Origin of the sequence: Actinosynnema mirum DSM 43827, from assembly GCF_000023245.1 — a bacterium.
Classification (GTDB): domain Bacteria; phylum Actinomycetota; class Actinomycetes; order Mycobacteriales; family Pseudonocardiaceae; genus Actinosynnema; species Actinosynnema mirum.
The window spans coordinates 2,222,737-2,249,535 of record NC_013093.1 but is presented as its reverse complement, the minus strand read 5'-3'; the positions used below and the strand labels follow the sequence as shown (position 1 = coordinate 2,249,535).

The window sequence follows — 26,799 nt, the reverse complement described above, 5'->3', positions numbered from 1 at the left end:
TGCGCTTGGACCGGCGGGCGAACGATCTTCAGGCCAGGGGCGGCGCGTACATCAGGCCGCCACGCAGCCAGAGTTCGTTGTAGCCGCGGGGGATGCGCAACCCGGAGGCGTCCCCGAGGTTGCGCTCGTAGATCTCGCCGTAGTTGCCGACTTCGCCGACCACGGCGGAGATCCACCTCGGGTGCAGTCCCGCCTTCGCGGCCAGCCGGGACTGGTCCTTCAGCAAGGGCGGGTCTTCGGCAGTCCCCGCACGCACCTGGTGCGAGGTGACTCCGGCGGCCTCCGCGGCGATCAGCGCGAAGAACACCCAGCGGGCGGTCTTCACCCACTGCGGATCGTCGTCTTTGACGACCGGTCCCATCGGTTCCACCGACACGCGCTCAGGCAGCACGACGTGGTCGCTCGGCGTGGCGAGGCGGGTGCGTTCTCCTGCCACGACCACGCCGTCCGCGACGTAGCCGGTGACTTCGCCGCTGGCGTAGGCCGCGAGAGCCGCGGCCGGAGAGGCGTAGTGCTTGCAGTGCACGGCCCGGCCGCGGGGTCCGAACCACGCCCGCAGCGCCTCTTCGCTGCTCGTGCCCTCGCACATGCCCAAGGTGTGTCCGTCCAGGTCGTCGGCCGAGGCGATGCCGCTGTCCCGGCGGACCAGGATGGCGCCTTCGTCGTAACACGTGGTGAGGACGAAGGCGACGTTCGCGTCGCATTCGCGGCTGAACGTCCAGGTGGCGTTGCACGCGAGCAGGTCGACCGCGTCCGAGGTCACGGCCCGGATCCTGTCCTCGGGGTCGATCTCGGTGTACTCGATCCGGCCGGGCTCGCCGAAGAGCGCGGCCGCGACGGCGCGCCCGGTGTCGACGTCCAGGCCGCGGCGGACGCCGGCGTCGTCGGTCCACGACAGGCCGCGGATACCGGTGCTGACACCGAGCCGGAGGTGGCCACGGCGACGGATGGCGCTGACCGTCGGAGAAAGCGAAGCGGACGTGGTCATGACGAACTCGGTTTCGACTCGCTGGAAGAGGACGGGTAGTCCGCGGCGCCGGGTCCGCGGTGGGTGCGGTGGGTGCGGTGGTGGATCCTGGCTACCGCCGCCGCGGCGACCAGCGCGCCGACGAGGGCGACGGCCGTGCTGATCGCGTAACCGGGACGTGCTCCGAAGCGCTCCATCACCCAGCCGACCAAGGGGCCGCTGATGGGGATGCCGCCCATGTAGGCCAGGTTGTAGACACCCATCACCCGGCCCCGCATGGACGGGGCGCAGGTGCTCTGGACGACCGAGGTGGCGCTGGCGTGGACGACGACGCCCAGTGCCCCGGTGGGCACCATGAGGGCGCCGAACAGCCACACCGAAGGCGACGCGGCGGCCAGGAGCTGGACCACGCAGAAGCCGAGCGCTGTCGCGAGGACGAGAGGCAGGCCCGCGCGCCGCATCCACGCCGCGCCCAGCGCTCCCGCGACCGATCCAACCGCGAGGTAGGTCGTGAGCCAGCCGAAGGTCTCCGCGCCCGAGTGGAAGATGTCGGCGGTGTAGACGGGGAGGACGAGCGCGAAGTTGAACGCGAAGGTGCCGAGGAACGCCATGAGGACGATCGGCCAGAGCAACGACGGATGGCCGTAGACGTGCCGCAGGCCTTCGCGGACCTGACCGGGCGCTCGCGGCTCCGGCACGTGCGGATGCAGCTCCGCCGGTCGCAGGAGCCAGAGCGAGGCGATGACCACCACGCACGAAGCGGCGGACAACGCGAAGGCGATCGAGGTGCCCCCCAGGTTGATGAGCACCCCGGAGATCGCCGGTCCCGCGAGGCTCGCCACCTGGAAGCAGGCCGAGTCCAGGCTGACCGCGTTGTGCAGGAGGTCCTTCCCGACCATTTCCGAGAGGAACGACTGCCGGGCCGGCGTCTCCACCGCGCTCGCGACTCCGAGGAGAAAGGCAGCGACGTAGACGTGCCATATCTCCACTTGGTCGGCACAGGTGAGCAATGCCAGCCCGAGAGCAATCACGCCCATCGCAGTCTGGGAGATCACCAGCAGGAGCCTGCGGGAAAAGCGGTCGGACAGGAGCCCGCCCCACAGGCCGAACAGCAGGATGGGCAGGAATTGCAACGCGGTGGTCACGCCGAGCGCCGCGGCACTGCCGGTGAGCGAAATGACCAGCCAGTCCTGCGCGATGCGTTGAATCCAGACACCGGTGCCGGAGATGAGCCGGCCGAAGGTGAACACCTGGTAGTTCCGCACGCGCAGCGCGCGGAACATCCCAGTCGTTCGCGCGGCCAGCCGTTGTTGAGCCGTGCTGTTCATCCACTCGCCCCTGATGTGCGTTGTGCCAGGTCAGTCGTGCGCCGAGCTGTCCACCCGGACCGCACTCGAAAACCAGTTCCCCAGGTCGCGAAGCAGCGCACGTGTTTCCTGCTCGTCATTACCGGCGACAACCGCGCGTGCCGCTCGAAAGAACGAGTCGTCGTTCATGTTCCCCAACCGCTCGCCGATCCGCACCTCGACCTCGCCGAATACGACGCCGGGCTGTGCCCGCAGTTCCTCATCACCGGGAACCGACAGCAGCAGTCCCTGTGGCGCCTTCAGATGGACGTCCCCGAAGCTCGCCGGATCGGGTACGACCGGCGTGGTCACTCCAGTGGGCAAGCCGAGAACGACCCGCGCCCATTCGTCGTGCAGCGAAACGCCGAATTTCCGTTGAACGACCTCGTCGGTCATTCCACCGCCGATGCGGCCGCCGCACTCGCTGAACACCAGGTGGCCGTCCGGGTGTTCGAACGCTTCGAGGTGGAACACCCCGTCGCGGTGGTCGAGAGCCGGCAGCACGCGTGCCGCGAGGTCTCGCGCCTGCGCGTAGAGCTCGGGTTCGACGCCGGGGTCCAACACGACGGCGGCCGCGAGATCACCCTCGTGGATCTTGATGCAGTTCTGCAGGTAGCGCGAGATGCTGACGAGAACCAGTTCGCCGTTCCTGATCGCCCCGTCCACCTGGATCTCGCCGCCGGGCACGAAGTCCTCCACCACCCACGGGCCGAGCACGCCTGACTCCGCGCACTGCTCCGCCACCCGTTCAAGATCTGCGGCCGAGTGCAGGATGAAGGTGTCCTTGGACCCGGACACGGCGGGCGGCTTGATCACCACCGGGAACTCCGGCGGAGCCGCGGTGAGGTCATCGAGGTGGTCGACGGCCCTGCACCGCGTGACGGGGATGCCGACTCCCCTGACGAGGTCCTTCTGGACGTACTTGTCCCGCATGGAGACGACGTGGTCCGGGGAGGGCGTGGCCTTGCCCGCCACCAGGGCCACGACCGAAGCGGGGTACAGGTTGTACTCGTCGTTACCGCAAATGGCGGTGTAGTCGGTCAAGCTGACACCGTCGCGGCGGAGCGCGCACAGCACGTCCTCGCAATCGGTGGTGTCGCGCACGACGACGACCCGGTGGACCTGGGGAAGACTCCTGACCCTGGCCGCGTCCTTCGCGTTGACCACGCAGGTGACCAGGGCCCCGTGGGCCGCGAGTGCCGCCACCGAACGAGGCCGGCAGTCGATGTAGAGGACCGAAACCGCACCGGGCATGGGGTTGTCCGCCAATCTCGTTTCCGCCACCGGGTCACACGCCTCCGACGAGGAGTTCGCCTGTCACCACGCGGATGCGGTCCACGGCTTCGACGACGTCGGTGAACCGGGTGTTGAGCGGAGTGGTGGACAGCCGGAGCAGATCCGGGGGCATGTGGTCGATGGCCAGATCGGCACGGGAGATCAGGGGGTGGAGGCGGGACGCCTCGGGGTGCCGCAACGTGAGGTGCACACCCCGCCGCCGGGCGTCCGGCGGGCTCGCCAGGGTGTAGCCGACCGGGAAGAGGTGTTCGGCCACCAGGTCCTGGAGCAGCTCGGCGAGCGCCAGTCCCTTGGCGCGCACCGCGTCCATGCCGGCTTCACCGACCAGGCCGACACCCTCCGCCAGCGCGGTCAGCGAGAGGACGGGCGGAAATCCCGTCTGGAACCGGCGGACCGTCGGGTCGGGGTCGTAGGCCGGGAGCATCGCGAGCTGCTGACGATGCCCGAACCAGCCTTGGACCGGCTGCCGGAGCCGGTCCTGCAACCCGCGGCGCACGTAGAGGAACGCGGGGGCGCCGGGGCCGCCGTACAGGTGTTTGTAGCCCGAGCCGACTGCCAGGTCCGTCTCGGTGGCCTCCAGCTCGATCGGCACGGCGCCGACCGCGTGGCTGAGGTCCCACAGCACCAACGCGCCCACGTCGTGCACCAGCTGGTTGACCTCGGCCATGTCCAGCAAAGCGCTGGAACGGTAGGAGACCAGCGAGAGCGACACGAGAGCGACGTTCTCGTCCAACGCGGCACGCAGCGCGTCCAGGTCGAGACCCGTGTCGGCATGGGTGGACAGGGTGACGACATTCATGCCGTGGTCGGCCGCCACGCCGTCGAGGATGTAGCGGTCGGTGGGGAAGTTGTCGTCGGAGGTGATGATCGTGCCGCGGCCCGGACGGGCCCGCACCGCCGCGACGGCCAGCTTGTACAGCTGAACGCTGGTGCACTCGCCCACCACGACTTCCCCCGAGCCGGCGCCCAGGGCGTGCCGCGCGATGCTGTCGCCGATGCGCTCGCCGAGGTCCAGCCACTGGGTGCGGGCTTCCGCGAGGTTCGATCCCCACTCCTCCTCGACCATGCGGGCGAGGCGACCGGAGGTGGCGGCGGGTAAGCGGCCCAGCGAACTGCCGTTGAGGTAGATCGTGCCGGGCGGTGCGGGGACGAAGCGGTCGCGCAGATGAGCGAGCACGTCCTCGGCATCCCGCGCGCGGGCCTTCTCCGCCGCCGCCGCGATCGTGCCGGTGAGCTGGCTGTCGGTCACAGGAGCCCCCTGCAGGTCCAGAGTTCCGGGAAGAACCGGTGTTCGGCGACACGACGCAACCACCCGGCGCCTTCGGTGCCGCCGGTGCCAGGTTTGAAGCCGATCACCCGCTCGACGGTGAGCAGGTGGAGCGAGCGCCAGCGGGAGAACCCCTCGGCCACGTCCATCAATGCCTCGGCGAGCTGGGGCAGCGGATCGGTGGCCGCGTTGCCGCGGTAGACGTCGGCCCACGCTCGTTCCACGGCGCCGTTCGGCTCGTACGGCCGGGAGAAGTCCCGATCCAGAACAGACTCGGGCAGCGCCGCTCCGCGGCGAGCGAGCAACCGGAGCGCGGCGTCGTAGACGCTGGGTTCGCGCAGAGCCCGCTGAACCTGTGCGTGCACGTGCGGCACCTGCCGGTGCGGCTGGGCCAGCGCGGCCACCTTGTTCCCCAGCGCGTACTCGACCATCCGATACATGTAGGACTGGAGCCCGGACGCCTTCCCCAGGACGTCGCGGAAACCGTTGAACTCGTTCGGCGTGAGCGTCGAGAGCACGTTCCAGGTCTCGTTGAGCAGTTCGACGACCCGCCGCACCCGCCGCAGGTTCGCCGCGGCCTCGGCGACCGAGTCCCCGTCGATCAGCGCGCGGGTCCGCTCGAGCTCCTCGTGGATCAGCTTGAACAACAGCTCCTTGACCTGACCTATGACGTAGAAGGTCAGCTCGGCGGGGGTGTCGGACCGCGGGCGCTGCAGCGAGAGGAGCACGTCGATGCTCTGGTAGTCGATGTACGGAGTGCTCGTGCCGGTGACGTCCGTGATCGGGCAGCCGTCCGGCGCCATCACGCGGACGTCGTGCTCGGCGTCTCCGGTGCCCGGACTCGCCTGGGCACTGCCGTTCCGGCCGGGGGCGGTCATGATCGATCTCCCCACCGCTCTTGCGCTCCCGCGAACGCCTTCTTGAGCGCGGGATCCCGTACGGCGTTCTGCTGATACCGGTCGGCGAACCGATCCGCATAGGCGGCGAACCACTCGGCGGCGGAGTCGAGGAACAGCACGTCGTGCTGGGCCATGCGGCGAATCGCCAGCATGGGCACCGGTGACCGGGCCACCTGAAGAGCAGGATTGCGCACGGCCCGTTCGTCGCACTCGGGATAGAACTGGGCGAACATCAGCCCGCGCTTCACCAAGCCGGACTTGGCCCGCGCGTGCGCGTCGTCGAGCAGGTGGAAGCGCTCCGGAGCGAGACCGTCGAGAACCACGACCAGGGTGTGGAGCATCTGGTTGCGGCTCGCCCACTCGCGCGCCTCGAAGGTGTCGGCCAGCAGGTTCACCGATGCGACGAGGTCGTCCACTGTCGCGTCCGGTTCCACCGTCCAGCTCTCGAGCAGGAACGTGTCGGCCTTCATCGAGGCTTGGACGAACGGGCACACCGCGCCGTCCCGGCCCAGTTGCCCGTGGGGCTTCATCACGAACTGTTCGACCCACTCGAGCGCTGCCGCCAGATCGGCGGCCACGCTGGTGCCAGCTGTGCCGGGTCCTACCGGGGGCGGCACGGGCATGAGAACCTCCTCCCTGGCTTCGGCTGTTCGGCGAACACGTGCAGTGCGGCTGGAGGCGCCGGGCAGCACCTCACGAGTCGTCCCGCACGGACAGGGCCACCTCGGAGAACCGGGAGAGCCCTTCTTCGAGGACCTCGTCCTCGATGGTCAGAGGAGGCATCAGCTTCAACACCTCGTCATGAGGGCCGGACCTCTCGAGCAACAGGCCTGCTTCCAGGCACCGCCGCTGGATCTCCGCGGCGGATTCCGCCTTCTGGCACCGCAGGCCCTGCATCAGGCCCCGGCCCTTGCGCAATCGGCCGGTGCGGTGCTGCAACGAGTCGAGCACTGCTCCGACCGCTCGGGACTTCGCCTCGACCGAGGCGGAGAACGAGCTGTCCGACCAGAACTTGGCGATCGCCAGCCGCGCGGTGACGAACGCGTGGTTGTTGCCCCGGAACGTTCCGTTGTGCTCGGCGGCCTGCCACACGTCGAGTTCCGGGCGCAGGAGGACTGCGGCGAGCGGGATTCCGAACCCGGAGAGCGATTTCGCGAGGACCACGATGTCGGGGACGATCTCCGCGAATTCGAAGCTGAAGAAGCTGCCGGTCCTGCCGCAGCCGGCCTGGACATCATCGACGATCAGCAGTGCGCCGTGCCTGGTCGCGAGAGCCCTGAGCCGGCGCAGCCATTCGGCCGAGGCGCAGTTCAGCCCTCCCTCGCCCTGCACCGTCTCCACGATGATCGCGGCGGGCGGGTCGATTCCGCTCGAGGGGTCGGACAGCATCTGCTCGAGCCACGGGAGGGTGTCGACCTCCCTGCCGAAGTAGTCGGCGTACGGCGCGCGGGAGACTCCGCTCAGCGCGATGCCGGACACGCCGCGGTGGTGCTGGTTGGCGGTTGCCGCGAGCGAGCCGAGCGAGACGCCGTGGAAGCTGTTCGTGAACGCGACCACGTTGACCCGGCCGGTCGCCTTCCGCGCCAGCTTCAGCGCCGCCTCGACCGCGTTCGTTCCGGTCGGTCCGGTGAACTGGATCTTGTAGTCCAGGCCGCGGGGCAGGAGTATCTTGTCGGCGAACTCCTTGATGAACGCGCCTTTCGACTCCGAGTGGAAGTCCAGGGAGTGGGCGATGCCGTCGCCGGAGATGTACTCGACCAGAGCGTTCCGCATGTCCGGATCGTTGTGGCCGTAGTTCAACGCTCCGCAGCCGGAGAAAAAATCAATGTACCGGATGCCTGCGGACGTGTGCACGTAGGCGTTCGTCGCCTTGGTGAGTTCGTGGGGAATCAGTCGGCAGTACGATCGCACCTCGGATTCGTACTTCTCGTACAAGCTCGACTGAACATCTGTGCCGCTCAAACGTAACACCCCCGTTTTACGTCGCGTCAGCGCGTCAATGCGCCGCACTTGTTCGCTTTGCGATGAGCGCATCTTCACGCGCTCGATCAGTCGAAGTAGTTCTCCAGACTGCCTTTGCGCTTGGTGTCCAGGGTCGCGCAGTGGAAGCCGCCACCCATCATCCGCGAATGACGGAGCTTCAACGGCAGGACGTCGATGCCGTGCTCTTCGATGAGCTTGATCAGGGGAAGCTGGTCCCGGTCCACGACGACGAGCTCGGGGCTCACGCTGAAGAGGTTCATGTCGATCCAGCTGCTCCCGATGGAGCGGGCCAGGTAGTCGCTGTCGAACCGGTCGGCGCCGACCATCGGCGGGCTGTAGATGACCTCCCACTTGTCGAAGATCGACGGCAGCATCTCTCGCGTCACCCGTTCCGGGTTGCACAGCAACAAGCCGGGCCTCAGCGCGACCACGGACGTGTCAATGTGGCTGCCGTGGTAGTCGATCCGGCACACGTGAACCTTGAACTCATCGCCCAGGATCGTCTGCAGCCACTGCGCGCCCAGTTCGTTGCCGGTCGAACTGATCAGATAAACGAGGTCCCGGCCGAACCTCAGCACGTTGGCCGCGTCGAAGACAGGCTCGTCCTCCCTGGGGATCGGCAGCTCGTGATCCACCTCGAAGAGGGTGTCCAGCAGCATCGGTTTCGGCGCGCTGTACCACTTCGCGCCGGCCTTGAAGTACTCCATCAGGATTTCGCGGTAGCTGTGCGCTTCGAGGAACCGGCCGCGGATGACGTTCGGCGTCTCGATGATCTGGTTTCCCAGGACCAGGAAGATGTCCCGAGGGCAGTAGTTGTAGTACCCCTTCGTGGACCAGAAGGGGGTGGACACGACCTCGTCGTGCGGCCAGGTGTCCGGCCTCCTGACGACGATGTCGAGGTCTTCCAGCGACTTGACCATCGCGGCGAGGTCCTCTTCGGCTTCCTCGATGATCCGGTCCGGGAAGGCGCCGGTGGGGATCTCGTCGAGGGAGTAGCCGGCGAACTCCGCGAGATTCGTGCTCTTGTCGGGATGGGGAAGCCGTGCTCCGAGGGCGTTTCCGACGATCACCTCTACCAACGGGTCCCATTCGTTGCAGCTCCACACGCCCGGAAGGGTCGTGGACACCTCGCTGTGGGTGGTGTTGCTCATCGACGTTGCTCCTAGTGAACATCGTTCGTTTGCGTGCATGTCGAGTAGTCGGCCAAGTTGCGGGAGCGGCCGGCGACCGTCCGGGCAGGCCGAAATTCCCCCGGTTGGCGCGTGGGATGCGATCGCGCACCACTCACCTGCGCACGCGCGCTTTCACGGAGTTCGCAAAGTGCGTCGTTTTCCTCAACGCCGTGCAAGTCCTAAAAATGATCGGCGGTGCGACGGGAACGGGCTCGGCCGGATCTTCGATCAGCATTTCGCGGCTCAGTCACGCCATCATCGCCGACGCGTTCCGGCATCGTGCTCGTCCCCCTCCGACAAGTCACATCGCTGCTCGACCGGTGAATTCGAGTGCGCCGAGACTCCGGTCCGACCGAGTCCTGCACCGGTCGCGATCGGTCAATTCAGGAGAAATGTCCGATTTTTACGTTGCCCAGGCCCCGTCTTCAGGACATTCCCAGCAATCCCCAGTTGTCGAAAGCGAAGATCAGCGCAACGCTGAATCCGCGCGTCGAGGCCATAGTTGCACGGCCATACGTGCGAGGCAAGGTCTCGACGTTGCTCCGGTCGAGCGATCCCGGACTGTTGTCTCACCTATTTGAGGCACGGCCGTGCCTCAAATAGGTGAGACGGTTTACCTGATTCGAGGATGTTCTACTGGTGTCAAATGCACCCTCCTACCAGCGCATTCCGCGTGCGTGAGCGAGTGCGTCAACGTCCGCGTTGAAGGTCTGGTCGCGCCTGAAACGCCGACGCCTCCGCAGCCAGTGCGGTAGCGTCGGAGCCGGTAGGCCGAGGTTGTGGCCGGTAGGCGTACCCGATTCGTTGATGGGGGTCAATGTGGGGCGTTTAGCCGTTTTTCGACATCCTCGCCGTTTGCGCGAGGAATACCGTGCCTGGCTTCTGGGGGTGTTCACCACGCCGTTTTCCGCGCCGGTCGGCGGGAAGGGCGCGCCATGACGTTGTCACGGCCTCCGCTGGTGCGGACCGGCGACAAGGTCTTGGTCAACGGCTCGGCGCACACGGTCACCGTCCTGTCCGCGGCGCGAGTTCGGCTGGCCGACGTGACCGGGACTGAATCGGCTTGCTCGTCGGCGGATCTGTTCAGCTCACCGGGGTTCCGCGTGCTCGCACAGGCGCGGCCGGAGCTGCCCGCGCAAGGGCTGCCGGACGGCCTTCCGGCGGACGCGGCGGATCAGGCCCGCTGGTGGGAGCACCACATCGTCGAGGTGATCACGGGAGTGCCGCCGGACGCGGGGGCACGGGCAAGGCCGAGGCCGGAGTACGACCCGGCCATGCGCACACTGCGGCAGCGGGAGCTGGCCAAGGTGAGCGAGCTGACCGGGGCCGGCCACGCGGTCGCGCTGAGCACGTTCCAACGGCTTCGGCTGAGCTACGAGAAGGACGGTGTGTGGGGCCTGGTCGATCACAGGGTTGCCCGTCCCCGCGGCGCCACGACCGATGAGCGCGTGGTGCGGGCGATCGGTCAGGCCGTCGCCGAGGAGAGCAGCCGGTCGGCGGGCGAGGCAGGCGGGCTTCGGCGGCGCGTGGAACAGATCCTGGCCGACCGGCACGGGATCGACCCGGCGTCGGTGATGCCGGCCCGCGCCACGTTCTACCGCCTGGCCAAACAGATCTCCGCGGGCGGGCACGTCTCCGGATCATCCCGCCGTGCGCCGGCCGCACAGCCCGACGACCGGTTCGGGACGGTGACCGCGGTGCGCCCCGGCGAGTGGATGCGGATCGAGTCCACGCCGCTGGACGTCCGGGTGGAGCTGGACGGCGGTGTGATCGGCCGGGTCGAGCTGACCTGGTTGATCGATCTGGCGACGAGGACGATCCCCGCGGCGGTGCTGAGTCCGGCGACCAGGGCGGTGGACGCGGCGCTGCTGCTGGCCCGCTCGCTGGCACCGGAGCCGAGGCGACCGGGCTGGGCGCGGGCGCAGCGGATGCTGAGGTCCGCGCTGCCGCACCGCAGGCTGACCGAGTTCGACCGGCGACTGGCGCACGCGGCGGCCAGGCCGGTGATCGTGCCGGAGACCATCATGTGCGACCACGGCGTGGTCCACCTGTCCAAGGCCTTCCGCAACGCCTGCCGGGCGATGGGCATCACCGTCCAGCCGTCGCCTGGGGGAGCGGGGGAGGCCGGTCTCCCCGCCGTGGGCAGCCTGTTCGGCCAGCACGTCGCGGGCCACGTCCACACCGACGCGGCCTGGTCGGCGGTGGAGCTGCAGGAGCTCTTGGACGAATGGCTCGTGGTCTTGTGGCAGAACTCGCCACAGGACGGGCTGCGGCACCCGGTCACGCCGGGCAAGGCGTTGACACCGAACGAGATGTACGCCGCGTTGGTGGAGAACGCGGGCTACGTCCCGGTTCCACTGGCCGAAGACGACTACGTCGAGTTGCTCCCGGCGACCTGGCGGGCCATCAACTCCTACGGCGTGAAGATCAGGCATCGCACCTACGACAGCGCGGCACTCGATCTCCACCGTCGACGGCGTTCAGGGGTGGACGGGAGGAAGGGGTGGTGGGAAGTGCGCCACGACCCCCATGACGTGTCTCGCGTCTGGGTCCGCGACCACCGCGACGGCGGCTGGATCCAGGCCTGGTGGACGCGTGTGAGGCCCACACCCCGCTGAGTCTCACACCTGGGCTGTCCGGGTGAACGCGGCAGTGAACTTCCCCGTCCGGGTCGGCCAGCAGTGGATGAACAAGCTCGCCCGCACCTGCCAGTGCCGCGCCCAGGGCAAGGACGCCAAGCGCCCCGAGGACAAGCGGCGGTGCTGCGCCAAGGGCGAGTGCTGCAAGGGCTTCCTGAGCCTGCGCACGCTCAACGACGTCCGGACCTGCCGGAGGGCGCCGCTGACGAGGGCCTGGGCGTGCTCGACATCGGGTACCAGCTCCAGCGCGTGCGGGGGCAGCTCCTGCACCGCGAGACGAAGACGGAGGCGTCGGAGGACACCTTGCCGATGCCGTCCATCGCGGCCACGGCGATCAGGCTCCGCAGACCGCAACGGCTCCTCGACCGCCAGGCCGCCGACGTGGCGGGGCGCGAGAGCGGGTTGCTCTTCACCACCCGCTACGGCACCCCGATCGAACCCCGCAACTTCAACCGGTCCCGGGACCGGCGCTGCGAGAAAGCCGGGATTCCGAAGATCACCGTCCACGACGGCAGGCGGAGTTGCGCCTCACTGCTGGCGGAGCTGAACGTGCGCCCTCGGGTGGTCATGCGCATTCTTCGCCACGCCAACATGCGAGTCACGATGGAGATCTACACCGAGGTGTCGGACGACACGACGCGAAAGGCGCTGCAACGGCTCAGCGAAAGCCTCGACTTCTGAGCCGCTGCTGTACTTCGCTGCTTGCAACAACGGCAGAGGCCCAGCAACCTGATGGCTGCTGGGCCTCTGACCTGCGGTGGGCGATACAGGGATCGAACCTGTGACCTCTTCGGTGTGAACGAAGCGCTCTCCCGCTGAGCTAATCGCCCTCATTCAGTTTTCCCGCCCCGCTCTCGCGGTGTGTGCATACCGTACAACATCACCCCCGGTTTCCAAAAATCGGGCTCTCCAGCCACGGCCAGTCCAGGCCCAACCAGCCTCCCACCAGGGAGAACGCGCCCAGCAGCCAGCAAGTGGCCAGGACGACCAGGCAGGTGCACGTGAGCACGAGCAGCTTCACCGCCGCGGACTGGCGCTTGAGCCACTCGACCCACGCGTCGTAGTAGCGCTTCGCGAACTTCAGGAGCCTGCCCGCCCACGCGAACTCCGTCGCCAGGATCGCCAAGCCCGCGAAGACGACCAGCCAGCCCGGTCCGGGGTACGGGATCAGGACCACGCCGAGGACGAGCACCAGCCCGCCGACGACCCCGACCCCGATGCGGTACGCCAGCCGCAGCGCGGGGTTGCGGCGGAACCACTTCGGGGTGGCGCCGATCGTCCTGTCCTCCTCGGTGCGCATTCGCCCATCATGGCTCACGCCGGCACCACCAGGCCCGAGGCGACTACCTCCGATGGGGTGGGCGGGGCGCTCCTGCCCGGTTCGAGGGAGATCGCGTACTCGTCGTGCGCGGCCGCCTCCGGGTTCCACGAGAGGAGTTCGGGGGCCTCGCCGGCCGCCGGGACGTCGAAGGTGGCCAGGGGGGCCGGGGTCGGGGTGCTCAGGCCCCAGACGACGTAGACCTCGGCCGCGCCGTCGTTCGGGGGCAGGGAGACGGGGACCACCGCGGCGTCGGAGCTCGCCGACATGAGGACCGCCCTGGTGTCGCCCGACTGCGTGCGCAGGACGATTCGGGACGCCGTCGGGTCGACTGCCACGGCCAGGGCTCGTTGGTAGCGGGCCGCTCGCGCGTCGACCTCCGCCACCTGGTCGGTCAGCTGGGACAGGCGCACTGCGGCCCCCGTGCCCGCCAGGAGGACCAGAGCAGCCGCCGCTGCGGTCAGGAGCCTCGGCCAGGCGCGTCGCGGCCTCAGGGGCACGACAGCGGGCGCAGCGGGCGCGGAAGGCGCAGCGGCAACAGCAACAGCAGCGGGAGCGCCGACCGGTTCCGCCTCCACGGCCGCCAGGAGCCTCGCCCGCAGGCGTGGCGGCGGGTCGTGCTGCTCCACGGCGCCCCCGATCGTGGCCGCCACCTCCTCCGTCTCCCGCACCACCCGCGCGCACCGCGCGCAGCCCGGCAGGTGCGCCAGGAAGGCGACCTCCTCGTCCGGCCCCAGCGCCCGCAGCGCCCACCCGGCCGCCAGCTCCTCACCGGAGCAGCGCCCCGACTCCCCCGTCACCGCCGCGCCTCCGTCGCCTCGTCGTTCTCCCCGGTCCACACGGACCGCAGCAACCCGCGCAGCCGCCGCACGGCCGCGAACGTGCGCGACTTGACCGTGCCCAGCGGCACCCCGGTCAGCGCCGCCACCTCGGCCTGCGTGTACCCGCCCAGGTACGCCAGCGACAGCACCTGCCGCTGGTCCTCGGGCAGTCTGCCCAACGCGGCCCGCACCTCCGCGCCCACCAGCCCGGCCAGCGCGGCGCCGTCCGCGCCCTCGGCGGGCGGCACGGCGCGCTCGGACACCTCGTCGGTGAGCGGCACCGATCTGACCCTGCGGGTGTTCTCCCTGCGGACGGCGTCGACCGCGCGGTGGTGCACCACGGTCATCAGCCACGTCCCGAACGCGCCCTTGGCGCTGTCGTACCCTTGTGGACTGCGCCACAGCACCAGGAAGGCCTCCTGCACCACGTCCTCGGCGAGGTCGGGGTCGACGCAGATCCTCCTGGCCAACGAGTAAGCCGGACGACCGTAGCGGTCGTACAGATGTCCGAACGCGGTCCGGTCGCCCTCGACCACCCGCGCGACGAGGGCGGCGTCGAACGCCCGCCCGCCCGTCGCGGCAGGTGTCGGGGGGTCTGGGCGCGGCGGCGGTGCGGGCGGGTAAGCCACCAGAGAGGTCCTCACGTCCAACATTCGCGCAACAGCCGGTACCGGGTTCAGGTTAAACCGAGCAAGATGGCCCTAGAGGGGACATCAGCGAATACAGAGAGCAACAAAACAGGCACATACAGAAGTCTTGTTAGCCCAGAAGGGTGATAAACGCCCCGATGTCGAGCGTTCCTCGCCACAGACACGTCACATCTGGCGAACTCGGTCGTTTGCTAGGCCGGGAAGGGAGAAGAGGGTAACGACGATGCGCAATGACCACGTCACGCTCCGCTCAACAGCGGTCTTCGACCTGCTGGCGCCACGCACCCCGGCTGTTCCGGTGCAGGTGGAGCTTCGATACGACACGAAGGACCCGTACGCGGTCATCGCCGCGTTCCGCACCGGCCGCGCCGGGTGGGTCGAGTGGGTGTTCGCCCGCGACCTCCTCGCCGACGGGCTGATCGCGGACGCCGGTGACGGCGACGTCCGGATCCGACCCGCGGCCGACGACCCCGAGGTGGTGGTGATCGAGCTCAGCTCGCCGTCAGGGCACGCCATGTTCGAGGCCTCCGCCCAGGAGCTCGCCGACTTCCTCGACCGGACGTACGACGTCGTGGTGCCGGGGAACGAGCACCTGTGGGTCGACGTGGACGAGGCGCTGACGCACCTGATCTCCAACGACCTGAGCTGAAAAGCGCAGGTCGCAGGGCCGGGGGACCCCCGATTTGATTCTGCGGCCAGGTGTGTAATAAAGTTCCTCCTGCACCGAGGAAGACGCGAACCGGAGCCGGAAACGGCAAAGGCAAGCGAATTCCGAGGGGCGTGCGGATGTAGCGCAGTTGGTAGCGCATCACCTTGCCAAGGTGAGGGTCGCGAGTTCGAGTCTCGTCATCCGCTCGGCAGAGGGCCCCTTGGGCTCAGGCCAAATATTCGGTGTGCTAGCATTCCGGAGAAGTTGGCGGAGTGGCCGAGTGGCTTAGGCAAGGGCCTGCAAAGCCCTGTACACGGGTTCGATTCCCGTCTCCGCCTCGGACGATTAGCTCAGCGGGAGAGCACTACCTTGACACGGTAGGGGTCACTGGTTCAATCCCAGTATCGTCCACAGGAGAAAGCAGAGCGCCCGGTAGGTGGATATCCACCTACCGGGCGCTCTGCTGTGCGCGGAGCACTTCCGGACGTGCCACGAGGATGACCCGCGTCACGCGCGAGCAATTCCCCGCTGTCCCGAATGCGCCGGGCGCCACCCGCTCGCCGGGTGGAACGCGGCTCCGCGCACCGCTCCTTCCGTGGTCCGCCGAATTCTTGCGGCGGCCGGTGAGAAGAGGAGTCATCGTGCGGTACGGGCGTTCGGACGACGAGTGGGACACGCTGGCGGAGGAGGGGAGGAGATTCCTCGTCGAGCAGGCGGAGCTGAAGCGCATGACCACGTACACCGAGTTCAACGCGACCATCGCGCGGCGCACCGGCCTGCGCGCGTTCGACTTCGACGCGGAGTCCGAGCGGGCCGCCCTCGGCGACCTGCTGGGGCAGATCGCCGAGGGCTCGTTCCGGGAGACCGGCGGGCTGCTGATCAGCGCGCTCGTGCAGTACCTCAGCTCCAACGACGCGGGGACCGGGTTCTACGCGCTGGCCAGGGCCAAGGGCCTCCCGGTGCCGGGCAACGCCGCCGACCGCCAGCTGTTCTGGGCCGGGCACGTCGGCGCGCTGCACAAGCACTACGCGCGGCCGGTCGCGCGCAGGCACAGCGTGTGACGCGTTCTCCCCTAGCCTGACACCGGGGGTCAGGGCCGAGGGGCGCCGAACCACTCGCGCAGGCGGGTGTCGAGGGCTTCCTGGTCCTCCCCCGCCCAGGCCACGTGGCCGTCCGGGCGCAGCAGCACGGCGGGCGCGGTGAGCCCGGCGCCCGTGTCCACGACGTGGTCGACCCGGTCCGCCCAGCCCGACGCGGTGAGCTTCCCGGTCTGGTCCAGGAGCAGGCCGCGACCGGTGCGGGTCAGCTCGTACAGGCGGGAGCGGCCGAGCTGGAGGTCGCGCTGGCGCCTGCCGACCAGCGGGTGGTCGTCGCCGAGGTCGTAGCGGAGGTCGATCGCCACGACCTTGCCGATGAGGTGGCGGTTGACCTCCTCGAAGTCCATCAGCTCGGACAGCAGCCCGCGGACGGCCACCGGGCCGGGTTCGGTGGAGAGCAGCTGCATCTGGGCGCGGGTGTTGTCCAGGACGTCGCGGGCGACCGGGCGGCGCTCGGCCTCGTAGGTGTCCAGGAGGGTGGGCGGGGCCCAGCCGGTGATCTCGGCGGCGAGCTTCCAGCCGAGGTTGACGGCGTCCTGGACGCCCAGGTTCAGGCCCTGGCCGCCGGTGGGCGGGTGCACGTGGGCGGCGTCGCCCGCGAGCAGGACGCGGTCGACGCGGTAGTGGTCGGCGAGCCGGGTGGCGTCGCCGAAGCGGGAGAGCCAGCGCGGGTTCCCGGCGCCGAAGTCGGTGCCCGCGGTGGCGCGGAGCTGGGCGGCGAACTCGTCCAGGGTGGGCGGGGTCGCCCGGTCCTCGGCGACGTGGGCGGGGACGACGACGCGGTAGTGGCCGTCGCCGAGCGGGCCCGCGCCGAAGCGGAGCTGGGACTTGCGGACCTCGGTGACGATCCTGGCGATCTCCTCCGGGGGCGCGGTCAGCTCCATCTCGCCGAGGAGGGTGTCGACCTTGCCGGGCTCGCCGGGGAACGGGACGCCGAGCAGCTTGCGGACGGTGCTGCGACCGCCGTCGCAGCCGACGAGGTGGCGGGCGCGGAGGGTGGAGCCGCCGGCCAGCTCGGCGGTGACGCCGTCCGCGTCCTGGGTCAGGCCGGTCAGCTCGACGCCCCTGCGGATCTCGGCGCCCGACTTGAGCGCGTGGGCGGTGAGCAGGGACTCGACCACGGGCTGCGGGATGCCGAGGACGTAGCCGTGGGCGGTGTCCAGGGCGTTCGGCGGGAGGGGTTTGGTGATGCCCGCGAAGAAGCCGCCCAGGGGGTGCTTCACGCCGCGCGCGAGGAAGTCGTCCAGGAGGCCGCGCTGGTCGAGCAGCTCGATGCTGCGCACGTGCAGGCCCAGCGCGCGGACGTGCGCGGGCGGTTCCGGCTCCCGGTCGAGGACCAGGACGCCGACGCCGTGCAGGCGCAGCTCGGCGGCCAGCACGACACCGGTCGGTTCGGCGCCGACGATGATCACGTCAATCATGGTTGCCCGTTCGCCGTGGTTCGGTTCAGCCTGCCGCCGCGCCTGGTGGGGCGCAGCGTGGGACCCCGGTTGCGCCGGGGGCCTTGGGGCTTCGGGCGGGGATTGTGCGGCCGGACGGGGGGCTTGCGGCAAGAGGGGGTGTGCGCTATACGTTGGGAGTGGCGGGGAGTGCTGGTCCGCCCTTCTCCCCCGGTTCCGGGGATCTTCGAGCGGTTCGGCCTCGTGCTGTGGCGCGCCGGGAAGCACGGCGCCCGCGCCACCTGGTGCGGTGGCGCGGGCGTGGCGGTTCAGGGGGTCAGTTCAGGACGTGGCCGGTCAGGCCCTCCGTCACCTGGCCCTCGCAGTTCGGGTCCGTGCTGTCCATGTGGTCGCCGGTGGCCGGGACGAAGCAGCGGTACAGCGGGTGGGTGTTCGGCTGGGCGGTGGTGTGGGCGTAGCCCTGCACGCCCTCGTTCGCGTGGCCCTCGCAGTCCGGCTGGATCGAGGTGAAGCTGTCCCAGCCCGCGTAGGTGCAGCGGTAGACGGCGCGACCGCCGTCGAACGGGGTGGTGCGCAGGCCGCCCAGGGAGCCCTCGGCGGTGTAGCCGGCGCGGCCGATGCCCGTGGCGGAGCTGTAGTGGTCCGGGGAGCGCCAGTAGCGGATCAGCGGCTTGACGTCCTGCCGGGCCGGGCGGGTCTGCAGGAGGGTGCGCGGGGAGCCCGTGCCGGGGTTGGTGATGACGTTGGCGACGCCGGAGGTCTTCAGGGCGTCCTGGACCTGCGCCGGGGTGGCGTTCGGGGTGCGGCCGAGGACCAGGGCTGCGGCGCCCGCCACGTGCGGGGCCGCCATGGACGTGCCGTCGGCGTCGAACGAGCCGGTGTCGTTGGCGGCGTCGGCCGAGTTGATGCCCTCGCCCGGCGCGAACAGGTCGACGCAGGGGCCGTGGTTGGAGAAGCCGGCGCGCGCGTCGGTCCTGGTGGAGGCGCCGACCGTGATCGCCTCGGTGACCCTGGCCGGGCTGTAGGTGCAGGAGTCGGCGTTGCGGTTGCCCGCCGACAGCGCGTAGGTCAGGCCGGAGTTGATGGAGTTGCGGATCGCGTCGTCCACGAGGGTGGGGCCGCCGGGGGCCTGCGACGACAGGCTCATGTTGACCACGGCGGGCTTCACGGCGTTCGCGGTCACCCAGTCGACGCCGCCGACGACGCCCTCCAGGGTGCCGCCGCCGTCGCAGTCCAGGACGCGGACGGCGACCAGCTTGACGTCCTTCGCGACGCCGAACTCCCTGCCGCCGATGGTGCCCGCGACGTGCGTGCCGTGACCGGCGCAGTCCTGCCTGCTGCCGTCGACCAGGTCGACGCCCCAGCTGGCGCGGCCCTCGAAGGTGCGGTGGGTGGTGCGGATGCCGCTGTCGATGACGTAGGCGTGCACGGTCGCCGCGCTGCTGTCGGTGTGGACCGCCTGGTCCAGCGGCAGACCGGGCTGGTCGATCCGGTCGATGCCCCACGACGGCGGGTTGTACCGCACGTCGGCGGCGGTGAACGCGGCGTTCTGCGCGACGGCGCGCACGGCCGGGTCCGCGGCCAGGCGCTTGGCCTCGTCCTCGGACGCCTTGACGGCGAAGCCCTTCAGCGCGGACTTCCAGGTCGAGGTGACCTGGCCGCCGTGCTCCTCGGTGAGGGCCTGCGCGGTCTCGGACGCGCCGTCCTCCAGCACGACCAGGTAGCTGCCCTCGATGGCGGTCCCCGGTGCGGCCTGGGTGATGGTCACCTCCTGGGCCTGCGCCACCGGTGCCCCCAGCGGGGCCAGTGCCAGGAGCACCGAACCCGCTACCGCTCTCACGCCGATCCCTGCACGTCCCACGGACGCCTCCCTTGATCAAGTCGGGGTGAGGGTGGCAGGCCGGGTAGGGGTGGCGGGGCGGATCGGGGAGGTTGGTGCGCGTTGCCGAACGGGGGCGGGACCGGCCCGCCCCCGCGCCGGTCAGGCCGCCTGGGCCTGGTTGTAGAGGTTCTGGGCGTCCGCGCCGAAGTACGGGCCGAACATCCAGAACGGCAGGATGACGATCTTGTAGCTGTTCACCGAGATCAGCGTTCCGGTTCCGGTGGTCTCGGAGAAGCCGTGGAACCACGGGCCGCCGCTCGCGCCGCCGGTCATGTCGCAGCCCAGGCCGATGCCGGAGCTGAGGAAGGCGTTGAAGGTGGTCCCGCTGCAGTAGACGAGCCTCGTGCCGTCGTACGGGTCGGCGGCCGGGTAGCCGAAGGCGTAGGTCGGGGCGGCCTTCGGCTGGTTGAACGCGATGCCCTGGCCGCCGACCACGTCGGTGAGGTTGCGGCCGTCGAGCTGGTTGACGACGATCGCGCCGACGTCGTAGTTGATGTCCTCGGACGCGTTCCACTGCGGGGTGCTGTAGGTCGCGCGGGCGGTCCAGGTGCCGTACGGGGTGGCGCCGTTGTCGTAGGCGGGGACGAAGACGACGTTGGTGTGGTAGGCGCCGTCGAGCTTGACGCAGTGGCCCGCGGTGATCACGGTGCTCTTGTTGGCGCTGGTCACGGCGTTGCCGCTGCACGAGGCGGTGCGGCCCTGGTAGCTGAAGAAGACTCGGCCCGCGGTGGTGACGACCGCGCCGCCGCCGGTCCAGGGGCCGCCGCCGTTCGGGATCGCCTGCGGCGCGACCTCGGCGGGCGGGGCGGCGGGGACGTCCTTGACGTCGGACGGGGCGACGGTGGGCAGGTCCAGCGGGGCGGCGGCGCGCATCCGGTCCGGGGTCCAGTAGTCGGACGCCTCGGGGGCCGCTTGGGCGAGCGGGACGGCCAGCAGGGGTAACAGGAGGGCGATCGCCAGTGCTCCCAGTGGTTTTCGCATGGGGTTTCCACCTCTCGTGGGCGGGCGGCGGGGACCGTCACCTGGAAGCTACCGACGAGGGGCGGGTGGGCGTCTCCGGCTAACGGGTGAGGTCGCCGGGCGAAAACCTTTGCGGGGCGGCAAGCACCGGTCAGTCCGCTGTGGACGGTCAGCGGGACGCGTCGTGCACGGTGATCGCCACCTGGGTCCGGTTGGCCGCGTCGAGCTTGGCCATGATCCGTCCGATGTGGACCTTCACCGTCGACTCGCTCAGGAACAGCTCCCTGGCGATCCCGGCGTTGCTCGCGCCCCGGCCGACCGCCTCGGCGACCTCGCGCTCCCTCGGGGTGAGGCCGGACAGCCTGCGGCGCGCCTCCGTTCGGCCGTCCGGTTCGGCGGCGAACTCCAGCAGCAGCCGCCTGGTCACCCCCGGCGAGATCATGGCCTCGCCGCGCGCCACCACGTGCACCGCGCGCACCAGGTCGCGGGGCGGGGTGTCCTTGAGCAGGAAGCCGGTCGCGCCGCCGCGCAGGGCCGAGTGCACGTACTCGTCCAGGTCGAACGTGGTGAGCACGACGACGGCGGGCGCGTCCGGCAGGGCGGTCACCCGGCGCACCACCTCAAGGCCGTCGACGCCGGGCATCTGCACGTCGGTGAGCACCACGTCCGGCCGGTGCCGTTCCACCAAATCGAGCACGTCCGAGCCGTCCGGGGCCTCGGCGACCACCCGCAGGTCGGGGTCGGACTCCAGGATCAGCCTGATGCCGCCGCGCACGAGCTCCTCGTCGTCGAGCAGGAGCACCTTGACCGCCACCGCGCCGTCCGTTCAGCAGGGGAACTCAGCACGCACAACGTACCCGCCGCCCTCCGGCCGCGCGGACACCGTCCCGCCCGCCTGGCTCACCCGCTCGCGCATCCCGAGCAGCCCGTACCCGGAGCCGGGCACCGCGCCGCCGGGGCGTTCCGGGACGCCGTTGGAGACCTGCACCACCAGCCGCTCCCCCGCCTCCAGCAGCACCCGCACGGGCGCGCCGGGGGCGTGCTTGCCCGCGTTGGTCAGCGCCTCCTGGACCACCCGGTAGGCCGCGCGGCCGACGGCGGGCTCCACCTCGGGCAGCGGGTCGGGGCGCACCAGGTCGACCCGGCCGGGCGCGTCGGCCACCAGGGACCCGATGCCGGGCAGGCCGGGCGCGACGACCTCGGACTCGTCCTCGCGCAGCACCCGCAGCACGTCGCGCAGCTCGGCGAGGGCGGCGGAGCCGGACTTGCGGATGATCTCGGCGACCTCGGCGGTCTCGCCGTCGGCGATCACGGTCAGGGCGCCCGCCTGGAGGGCGATCACGCTGACCCGGTGGGCGACGACGTCGTGCATCTCGCGGGCGATGCGGCGGCGCTCGGCGGTGACGGCGCGCTCGGCGAGCAGGTCGCGCTCGCGCTCGGCGGTCTCGGCGCGCTCGCGCAGCAGGTCGAGGACCTTGGCGCGCTGGTGGACCCAGATGCCGGTGAGCAGCGGGAGGAGGGTGAGGACGGCGTGGGTGATCAGGTAGGAGGGCCAGTCGGGCGAGCCGAGGAGCAGGGCGGGGATGAGGAACACGGCGTAGGCGGGGACGGCGGCCAGCCAGGTGCGCCAGGTGAAGCCGTGGCGGGCGGCGGTGGTGTGCAGGCCGATGACCAGGACGGTTCGGGGGGCGGTGAGGAACGTGCCGGTCAGGCCCATGACCGCGGACAGCAGGAGGCCCGCGGTGACGGTGAGCAGGGGCCGGCGCCTGCGGACGAGGAGGGCGGGGGCGGTGACCAGGAGGGTGACGACGGAGGACGGGCCGCCCCTGGCCAGGACCTCCAGCGCGGCGCCACCGGTGATCGCGGCGGTGACGGCGAGGTCGAGCAGGAGGAGGGAGCGGCGGCCCTGCCAGGTGGTGTCGAGCCAGGGGACGCGGGACCAGAACGCGGGGCGGGGCGGGCGGGAGGCCCTCGGGCGGGGCGGGGCGCCGTCGGGGGGTGCCGCGCTGTCCACGCCGGGGGCTCCTTCACGTGCCGGGGGCGGCGGGCGCCGCTCGTCCGTTCAGGTTAACGAGTTCACGCAGGTGGGGACAGGGGATCGGGGTCGGACGAAAGTAGTAGATCCGGCGGGTGGGCCACCGCCGCGCCGCACGATCGGGGGATGTCGCAGCTCGTGGACGGGGCGGTCGGCGACCGGGGGACGCGGCGCCGGTTTACCGGGGCCCGGCTCGGATAGCCCTCTCCGGACGGCAGCCGGGAGTCCGCGCGACGTGACGCGGGGCCGGTCGCCGGGGACGGAGGAGTGGCGTGGCACTGGCATCGCGGGTGGGCACGGCGCGGGTGTTCGGGCGGGTTCTGCTGCCGACCCTGGCCAAGGGGGTGATCGTCCGGCGGCCCGGTGTGCTGGCGTTCGAGCAGCGGGTTCAGGCCGACGAGGCGGCCATCCGGACGGTTGCCGCGCTGCGCGCCGAGCACGGGCCGGGGCCGGTGCGGCTGCGGGTGCCCGGTCGGAGCGTGGCGCTGGTGGTGTCGGTGGAGGACGTGGTCCGGCTGCTGGACGAGACGCCCGAGGTGTTCGCGCCCGCCACCGCGGAGAAGCGGGCCGCGTTGCGGCACTTCCAGCCGCACGGGTCGCTGGCCACGCGCGGGGCCGGGCGCCGGGAGCGGCGGCGGTTCAACGAGGAGGCGCTGCGGCCGGAGAACGCCGACTGGGAGCGGGCGGTGCGGGACGAGGTGGACCTGCTGGTCCGGCACGCGCGCAGCACCGGGGTGCTGACCTGGGACGCGTTCTCGCAGGCGTGGTGGCGGGTCGCCCGGCGGATCGTGTTCGGGAACGGGGCGCGCGGGGACGAGGAGCTGACGGCCGAGCTGGGGGCGCTGCGGGCGGACGCGAACTGGGCGTACCTGCGGCCACGCCGGGAGGGGTTGCGGCGGCGGTTCGAGGAGCGGGTGCGCGGGCACGCCGAGCGCGGTGAGGCCGGTGGGCTGGCCCACGGGCGGGCGGTCGAGGACGTGGTCGAGCAGGCGCCGCACTGGCTGTTCGCGTTCGACGCGGCCGGGATCGTGTCGATGCGGGCGCTCGCGGTGGGGGCCGCGGGGGACGAGCCGGGGTCGGTGAGCGTGCTGGAGTCGGCGCGGCTGTGGCCGACCACGCCGGTGATCCTGCGCGAGAGCACGCGGGAGACCAGCTGGCACGGGGAGGTGCTGCCCGCCGGGACGACGTTCGTGGTCTTCGCGCCGTACTTCCACCGGGCGCACGGCGACTCCTACCGGCCGGACCTGTGGCCGCAGGGCGCGCCGGGCGTGGTGCCGTTCAGCGGCGGCCCGGCGGTGTGCCCCGGCCGGGACCTGGTGCTGGCGAGCGCGGGGCTGGCGGTGGAGGTGCTGCGGGAGCAGCTGGTGTTCCGCAAGCGGTTGCGCGAGCCGCTGCCCGCGACGCTCGACCACTTCGCGCTGGAGCTGGAGGTGGCCACCCCCGAGGACGTCATGCCGCGCGCCCACGCCGGTCGGGGCGACTGAGCCGCGGGTGGGCGCGGGCTAGCGCACCTTCCCCGGCTCCAGCGGGTACGGAATGAAGGTGCTGCGGTTCGCGTCCACGCGCAGCGGCCTGCCGACCGGGGGCATCGAGCGCTGCGGGCACAGCGGGCGGTCGCAGGTCTGGCAGCCGGGGCCGATCGGGGTGGCCGCCGAGGCGTCCTCCAGGTCGACGCCGGTGGAGTAGACCAGCCGCGAGGCGTGCCGGATCTCGCAGCCCAGGCCCACCGCGTAGATCTTGCCGGGACTGGCGTAGCCGCCCCGGCTGCGCGAGACGGTGCGGGCCACCCACAGGTAGCGCTGGTTGTCCGGCATCGCGGCGACCTGGGTGACCACCCTGCCCGGTGAGGAGAACGCGCCGTAGACGCTCCACAGCGGACACGTCCCGCCCGCGCGGGAGAAGTGGAACCCGGTGGCGGACTGGCGCTTGGAGACGTTGCCCGCCCGGTCCACCCGCACGAACGAGAACGGGATGCCGCGCTCCCCCGGCCGCTGCAGGGTGGTGAGGCGGTGGCAGATGGTCTCGAAGCTCAGCGCGAAGTGGTCGGCCAGCAGCTCGATGTCGTAGCGCAGCTCCTCGGCGCTCTCGTGGAACGAGCGGTACGGCAGCAGCAGGGCGGCGGCGGCGTAGCGGGCCAGGCCGATCCGGATCAGCGACCGCACCGGGCCCTCCGGTTCGCGGCTCTCCTGGACGATCGCGTCCAGCTCGTCGCCGAACTCCAGCAGCGCGATCTGGGTTGCCATGCGGAACGCCTGCTGGCCGGGGCGCAGGTTGCCGGACAGCCGCAGCACCCGGTTCACCGGGTCGTAGTGGTGCAGCTCCCCCGCCGAGTTGTGGTTGGCCAGCTCGCCCGCGATGCCCTGCACGCGCACGCCGTGGCGGTCGGCGAGCCGGGCGGCCAGCGCGGAGCGCGTCTCGCCGGGGCGGACGCCGGTGCGGCCCGCCACGTGCTCGGCGGCGGTGTCCAGCTCGGCGAAGTGGTTGGCGTGCGTGTAGAAGAAGTCCCGCACCCGCTCGTGCGCGCCCACGACCAGCTCGCCGGAGCGGTCGCCCGCGACGGCGGTGAGCTGCTCGTCGGCCTGGCGGTAGCGGCGGTGCAGGTCGATCACCGCCCTGGCCAGCTCGGGGCGGGAGGTGGCGACCTCGCGCAGGTCGCCGGGTGAGACGTCGGCGCCGGACAGGGCCTCCTGCAGCTCGGCGAACAGGCGGGCCGAGTCGTGGGTGGCGAAGAACGAGGCGTCCACGCCGAACGACTCGGTGAGCCGCAGCAGCACCGGCACGGTCAGCGGGCGCGAGTCGTGCTCGATCTGGTTGAGGTAGCTGGCCGAGATGCCGAGCGCGCGGGCCAGCTCGACCTGGGTGAGCCCGCGCTCCTCCCGCAACCTGCGCAGACGTGCTCCGACGAACGTCCTGGCCATGTCGCACCTCCGTGGTGAGACGACCCAGGGTAGGGCAGTTTCGCGAACATGCGCATTTGCAGGATTAGCAGAACCGGGGGTGGGGATTTTCGGAAATTGGCAGGTTGCGCCGGTCGTCCCGGTCGCGCCGCTCGCGCATCGTTCACCGCAGCGGAAGTCGAGCTGGTGGCAGTGGGCGGGACGGACGACGTGGAGGGCCTTGTGATGTTGAGCGCGGAGCAGATCGCCGACCAGTGGGCCACCGACGCGCGGTGGTCCGGGATCGAGCGCACGTACGGCGCCGAGGACGTGGTCGCCCTGCGCGGCAGCGTCGTGGAGGAGCACACGCTGGCCCGGCGGGGCGCCGAGCGGCTGTGGGAGCTGCTGCACGACGAGGACCACGTCCACGCGCTGGGCGCGCTGACCGGCAACCAGGCGGTGCAGCAGGTCAGGGCCGGGCTGAAGGCCATCTACCTGTCGGGCTGGCAGGTCGCGGCGGACGCGAACCTGTCCGGGCAGACCTACCCGGACCAGAGCCTGTACCCGGCCAACTCGGTGCCGCAGGTGGTCCGGCGGATCAACAACGCGCTGCTGCGGGCCGATCAGGTCGAGCACGCGGAGGGGCGCGGCGGCGAGCGCGAGTGGCTGGCGCCGATCGTCGCGGACGCCGAGGCCGGGTTCGGCGGGGTGCTCAACGCGTTCGAGCTGATGCGCGCCATGATCGCGGCGGGCGCGGCCGGGGTGCACTGGGAGGACCAGCTCGCGTCGGAGAAGAAGTGCGGGCACCTGGGCGGGAAGGTGCTGATCCCGACCGGGCAGCACGTGCGCACCCTCAACGCCGCGCGGCTGGCCGCCGACGTCTCCGGTGTGCCGACGCTGGTGGTCGCCCGCACCGACGCGCAGGCCGCGACGCTGCTGACCACCGACGTCGACGAGCGGGACCGGCCGTTCACCACCGGCGAGCGCACCGCCGAGGGGTTCTACCGGGTGCGGGGCGGGATCGAGCCGTGCGTCGCCCGGGGGCTGGCGTACGCGCCGCACGCCGACCTGCTGTGGATGGAGACCTCGCTGCCGGACCTGGGCGTGGCGCGGGAGTTCGCCGAGGCGGTCAAGGCCCGCTACCCGGAGAAGATGCTGGCGTACAACTGCTCGCCGTCGTTCAACTGGCGCAAGCACCTGGACGACACGACGATCGCGAAGTTCCAGCGGGAGCTGGGGCACATGGGCTACAAGTTCCAGTTCATCACGCTGGCCGGGTTCCACGCGCTCAACCACTCGATGTTCGACCTGGCGCGCGGGTACGCCGAGAGCGGCATGAGCGCGTACGTCGAGCTGCAGGAGCGGGAGTTCGCCGCCGAGCGGGACGGCTACACCGCCGTGAAGCACCAGCGCGAGGTCGGGACCGGCTACTTCGACCGGGTCAGCACCGCGCTGAACCCCGCCGGTGAGACCACCGCGCTGTCCGGGTCCACCGAGCAGGCCCAGTTCGCCTGAGTCCGGGTTTTCGTTCCAGCAGTGGGG

The 26,799-nt window shown here is 70.8% G+C and carries 23 protein-coding genes and 4 tRNA genes; 9 read left to right on the top strand and 18 right to left on the bottom strand.

Going from position 1 to position 26,799, the window contains the following annotated elements:
- Positions 1 to 28 precede the first annotated feature (28 nt).
- The 8 genes from AMIR_RS10175 to AMIR_RS10140 form a co-directional block, all read right to left on the bottom strand.
- On the bottom strand, positions 29 to 988 hold the full coding sequence (locus AMIR_RS10175; RefSeq protein WP_015800864.1) for an amino acid ABC transporter substrate-binding protein: 960 nt from the start codon (positions 986 to 988) through the stop codon (positions 29 to 31).
- Positions 985 to 2,295 (bottom strand): MFS transporter, encoded by a 1,311-nt coding sequence (locus AMIR_RS10170; protein ID WP_015800863.1) that lies wholly within the window; start codon positions 2,293 to 2,295, stop codon positions 985 to 987. Before AMIR_RS10170 ends, AMIR_RS10175 begins: the two co-directional genes overlap by 4 nt.
- 30 nt (positions 2,296 to 2,325) lie before the next feature.
- Positions 2,326 to 3,582, bottom strand: a complete 1,257-nt coding sequence (locus AMIR_RS10165; RefSeq protein ID WP_041837572.1) for an ATP-grasp domain-containing protein — start codon at positions 3,580 to 3,582, stop codon at positions 2,326 to 2,328.
- A gap of 19 nt (positions 3,583 to 3,601) precedes the next feature.
- Complete coding sequence (locus AMIR_RS10160; RefSeq protein WP_015800861.1) at positions 3,602 to 4,858, bottom strand: kynureninase; 1,257 nt, start codon at positions 4,856 to 4,858, stop codon at positions 3,602 to 3,604.
- On the bottom strand, positions 4,855 to 5,754 hold the full coding sequence (locus AMIR_RS10155) for a tryptophan 2,3-dioxygenase (protein WP_015800860.1): 900 nt from the start codon (positions 5,752 to 5,754) through the stop codon (positions 4,855 to 4,857). The genes AMIR_RS10160 and AMIR_RS10155 overlap by 4 nt, the downstream gene beginning before the upstream one ends.
- Positions 5,751 to 6,353 carry a DUF6875 domain-containing protein gene (locus AMIR_RS10150; protein WP_118945876.1) on the bottom strand — a complete coding sequence of 201 codons (603 nt, stop codon included), beginning with the start codon at positions 6,351 to 6,353 and terminating at the stop codon, positions 5,751 to 5,753. Before AMIR_RS10150 ends, AMIR_RS10155 begins: the two co-directional genes overlap by 4 nt.
- Before the next feature lie 115 nt (positions 6,354 to 6,468).
- Positions 6,469 to 7,710: a diaminobutyrate--2-oxoglutarate transaminase gene (gene ectB / locus AMIR_RS10145; RefSeq protein ID WP_240438882.1), complete on the bottom strand. Its 1,242-nt coding sequence runs from the start codon at positions 7,708 to 7,710 to the stop codon at positions 6,469 to 6,471.
- 113 nt (positions 7,711 to 7,823) lie between these two features.
- Positions 7,824 to 8,909: an inosamine-phosphate amidinotransferase 1 gene (locus AMIR_RS10140; protein ID WP_015800857.1), complete on the bottom strand. Its 1,086-nt coding sequence runs from the start codon at positions 8,907 to 8,909 to the stop codon at positions 7,824 to 7,826.
- Positions 8,910 to 9,865: 956 nt separating this feature from the next.
- On the opposite strand from AMIR_RS10140, the gene AMIR_RS10135 reads away from it, so the two are divergent.
- Together AMIR_RS10135 and AMIR_RS10130 are read left to right on the top strand one after the other, a co-directional pair.
- A complete protein-coding gene (locus AMIR_RS10135) occupies positions 9,866 to 11,548 on the top strand; it encodes a Mu transposase C-terminal domain-containing protein (RefSeq protein WP_015800856.1) in 1,683 nt (560 codons plus the stop codon).
- A gap of 141 nt (positions 11,549 to 11,689) precedes the next feature.
- Positions 11,690 to 12,250, top strand: a complete 561-nt coding sequence (locus tag AMIR_RS10130; protein ID WP_222840719.1) for a tyrosine-type recombinase/integrase — start codon at positions 11,690 to 11,692, stop codon at positions 12,248 to 12,250.
- Between the two features lie 77 nt (positions 12,251 to 12,327).
- On the opposite strand, the gene AMIR_RS10125 is transcribed toward AMIR_RS10130, so the two are convergent.
- From AMIR_RS10125 to AMIR_RS10110, 4 genes are all read right to left on the bottom strand, one after another.
- A tRNA-Val gene (locus AMIR_RS10125) sits at positions 12,328 to 12,399 on the bottom strand.
- Positions 12,400 to 12,449: 50 nt separating this feature from the next.
- Positions 12,450 to 12,869 (bottom strand): TIGR02611 family protein, encoded by a 420-nt coding sequence (locus AMIR_RS10120; RefSeq protein WP_015800855.1) that lies wholly within the window; start codon positions 12,867 to 12,869, stop codon positions 12,450 to 12,452.
- A 14-nt stretch (positions 12,870 to 12,883) separates the two neighbouring features.
- Complete coding sequence (locus tag AMIR_RS10115) at positions 12,884 to 13,687, bottom strand: anti-sigma factor (protein WP_015800854.1); 804 nt, start codon at positions 13,685 to 13,687, stop codon at positions 12,884 to 12,886.
- Entirely contained in the window at positions 13,684 to 14,337 is a 654-nt protein-coding gene (locus tag AMIR_RS10110) for an RNA polymerase sigma factor (RefSeq protein WP_118945848.1), read from the bottom strand. The genes AMIR_RS10115 and AMIR_RS10110 overlap by 4 nt, the downstream gene beginning before the upstream one ends.
- Before the next feature lie 244 nt (positions 14,338 to 14,581).
- On the opposite strand from AMIR_RS10110, the gene AMIR_RS10105 reads away from it, so the two are divergent.
- From AMIR_RS10105 to AMIR_RS10085, 5 genes are all read left to right on the top strand, one after another.
- Positions 14,582 to 15,007 (top strand): SsgA family sporulation/cell division regulator, encoded by a 426-nt coding sequence (locus tag AMIR_RS10105; RefSeq protein WP_015800852.1) that lies wholly within the window; start codon positions 14,582 to 14,584, stop codon positions 15,005 to 15,007.
- 133 nt (positions 15,008 to 15,140) lie between these two features.
- Positions 15,141 to 15,213: transfer RNA gene (locus tag AMIR_RS10100), tRNA-Gly, on the top strand.
- A 60-nt stretch (positions 15,214 to 15,273) separates the two neighbouring features.
- A tRNA-Cys gene (locus AMIR_RS10095) sits at positions 15,274 to 15,345 on the top strand.
- A 1-nt stretch (position 15,346) separates the two neighbouring features.
- A tRNA-Val gene (locus AMIR_RS10090) sits at positions 15,347 to 15,418 on the top strand.
- Between the two features lie 230 nt (positions 15,419 to 15,648).
- Positions 15,649 to 16,068 carry a hypothetical protein gene (locus AMIR_RS10085; protein WP_015800851.1) on the top strand — a complete coding sequence of 140 codons (420 nt, stop codon included), beginning with the start codon at positions 15,649 to 15,651 and terminating at the stop codon, positions 16,066 to 16,068.
- A gap of 29 nt (positions 16,069 to 16,097) precedes the next feature.
- On the opposite strand, the gene rox is transcribed toward AMIR_RS10085, so the two are convergent.
- From rox to AMIR_RS10060, 5 genes are all read right to left on the bottom strand, one after another.
- The gene (rox, locus tag AMIR_RS10080) at positions 16,098 to 17,525 is read right to left on the bottom strand and encodes a rifampin monooxygenase (protein ID WP_015800850.1); all 1,428 of its coding nucleotides are present in this window, start codon (positions 17,523 to 17,525) and stop codon (positions 16,098 to 16,100) included.
- 295 nt (positions 17,526 to 17,820) lie between these two features.
- Positions 17,821 to 19,344 carry a S8 family peptidase gene (locus AMIR_RS10075; protein ID WP_187313497.1) on the bottom strand — a complete coding sequence of 508 codons (1,524 nt, stop codon included), beginning with the start codon at positions 19,342 to 19,344 and terminating at the stop codon, positions 17,821 to 17,823.
- 141 nt (positions 19,345 to 19,485) lie between these two features.
- Positions 19,486 to 20,367, bottom strand: coding sequence for a trypsin-like serine peptidase (locus tag AMIR_RS10070; protein WP_015800848.1), 882 nt, complete (start codon positions 20,365 to 20,367; stop codon positions 19,486 to 19,488).
- Between the two features lie 148 nt (positions 20,368 to 20,515).
- Positions 20,516 to 21,160, bottom strand: coding sequence for a response regulator (locus tag AMIR_RS10065; protein ID WP_015800847.1), 645 nt, complete (start codon positions 21,158 to 21,160; stop codon positions 20,516 to 20,518).
- Positions 21,161 to 21,172: 12 nt separating this feature from the next.
- The gene (locus AMIR_RS10060) at positions 21,173 to 22,360 is read right to left on the bottom strand and encodes a sensor histidine kinase (RefSeq protein WP_015800846.1); all 1,188 of its coding nucleotides are present in this window, start codon (positions 22,358 to 22,360) and stop codon (positions 21,173 to 21,175) included.
- 293 nt (positions 22,361 to 22,653) lie between these two features.
- Between AMIR_RS10060 and AMIR_RS10055 the strand changes: the two genes are divergently transcribed.
- The gene (locus AMIR_RS10055) at positions 22,654 to 23,865 is read left to right on the top strand and encodes a cytochrome P450 family protein (RefSeq protein WP_015800845.1); all 1,212 of its coding nucleotides are present in this window, start codon (positions 22,654 to 22,656) and stop codon (positions 23,863 to 23,865) included.
- A gap of 18 nt (positions 23,866 to 23,883) precedes the next feature.
- Here the strand turns inward: AMIR_RS10055 and AMIR_RS10050 are convergent, their stop codons facing one another.
- A complete protein-coding gene (locus AMIR_RS10050; RefSeq protein WP_015800844.1) occupies positions 23,884 to 25,299 on the bottom strand; it encodes a short-chain fatty acyl-CoA regulator family protein in 1,416 nt (471 codons plus the stop codon).
- A gap of 204 nt (positions 25,300 to 25,503) precedes the next feature.
- Here AMIR_RS10050 and aceA point away from each other — a divergent pair, with 204 nt between their 5' ends.
- Entirely contained in the window at positions 25,504 to 26,772 is a 1,269-nt protein-coding gene (aceA, locus tag AMIR_RS10045) for an isocitrate lyase (RefSeq protein WP_015800843.1), read from the top strand.
- The last annotated feature ends 27 nt before the right edge of the window (positions 26,773 to 26,799 follow it).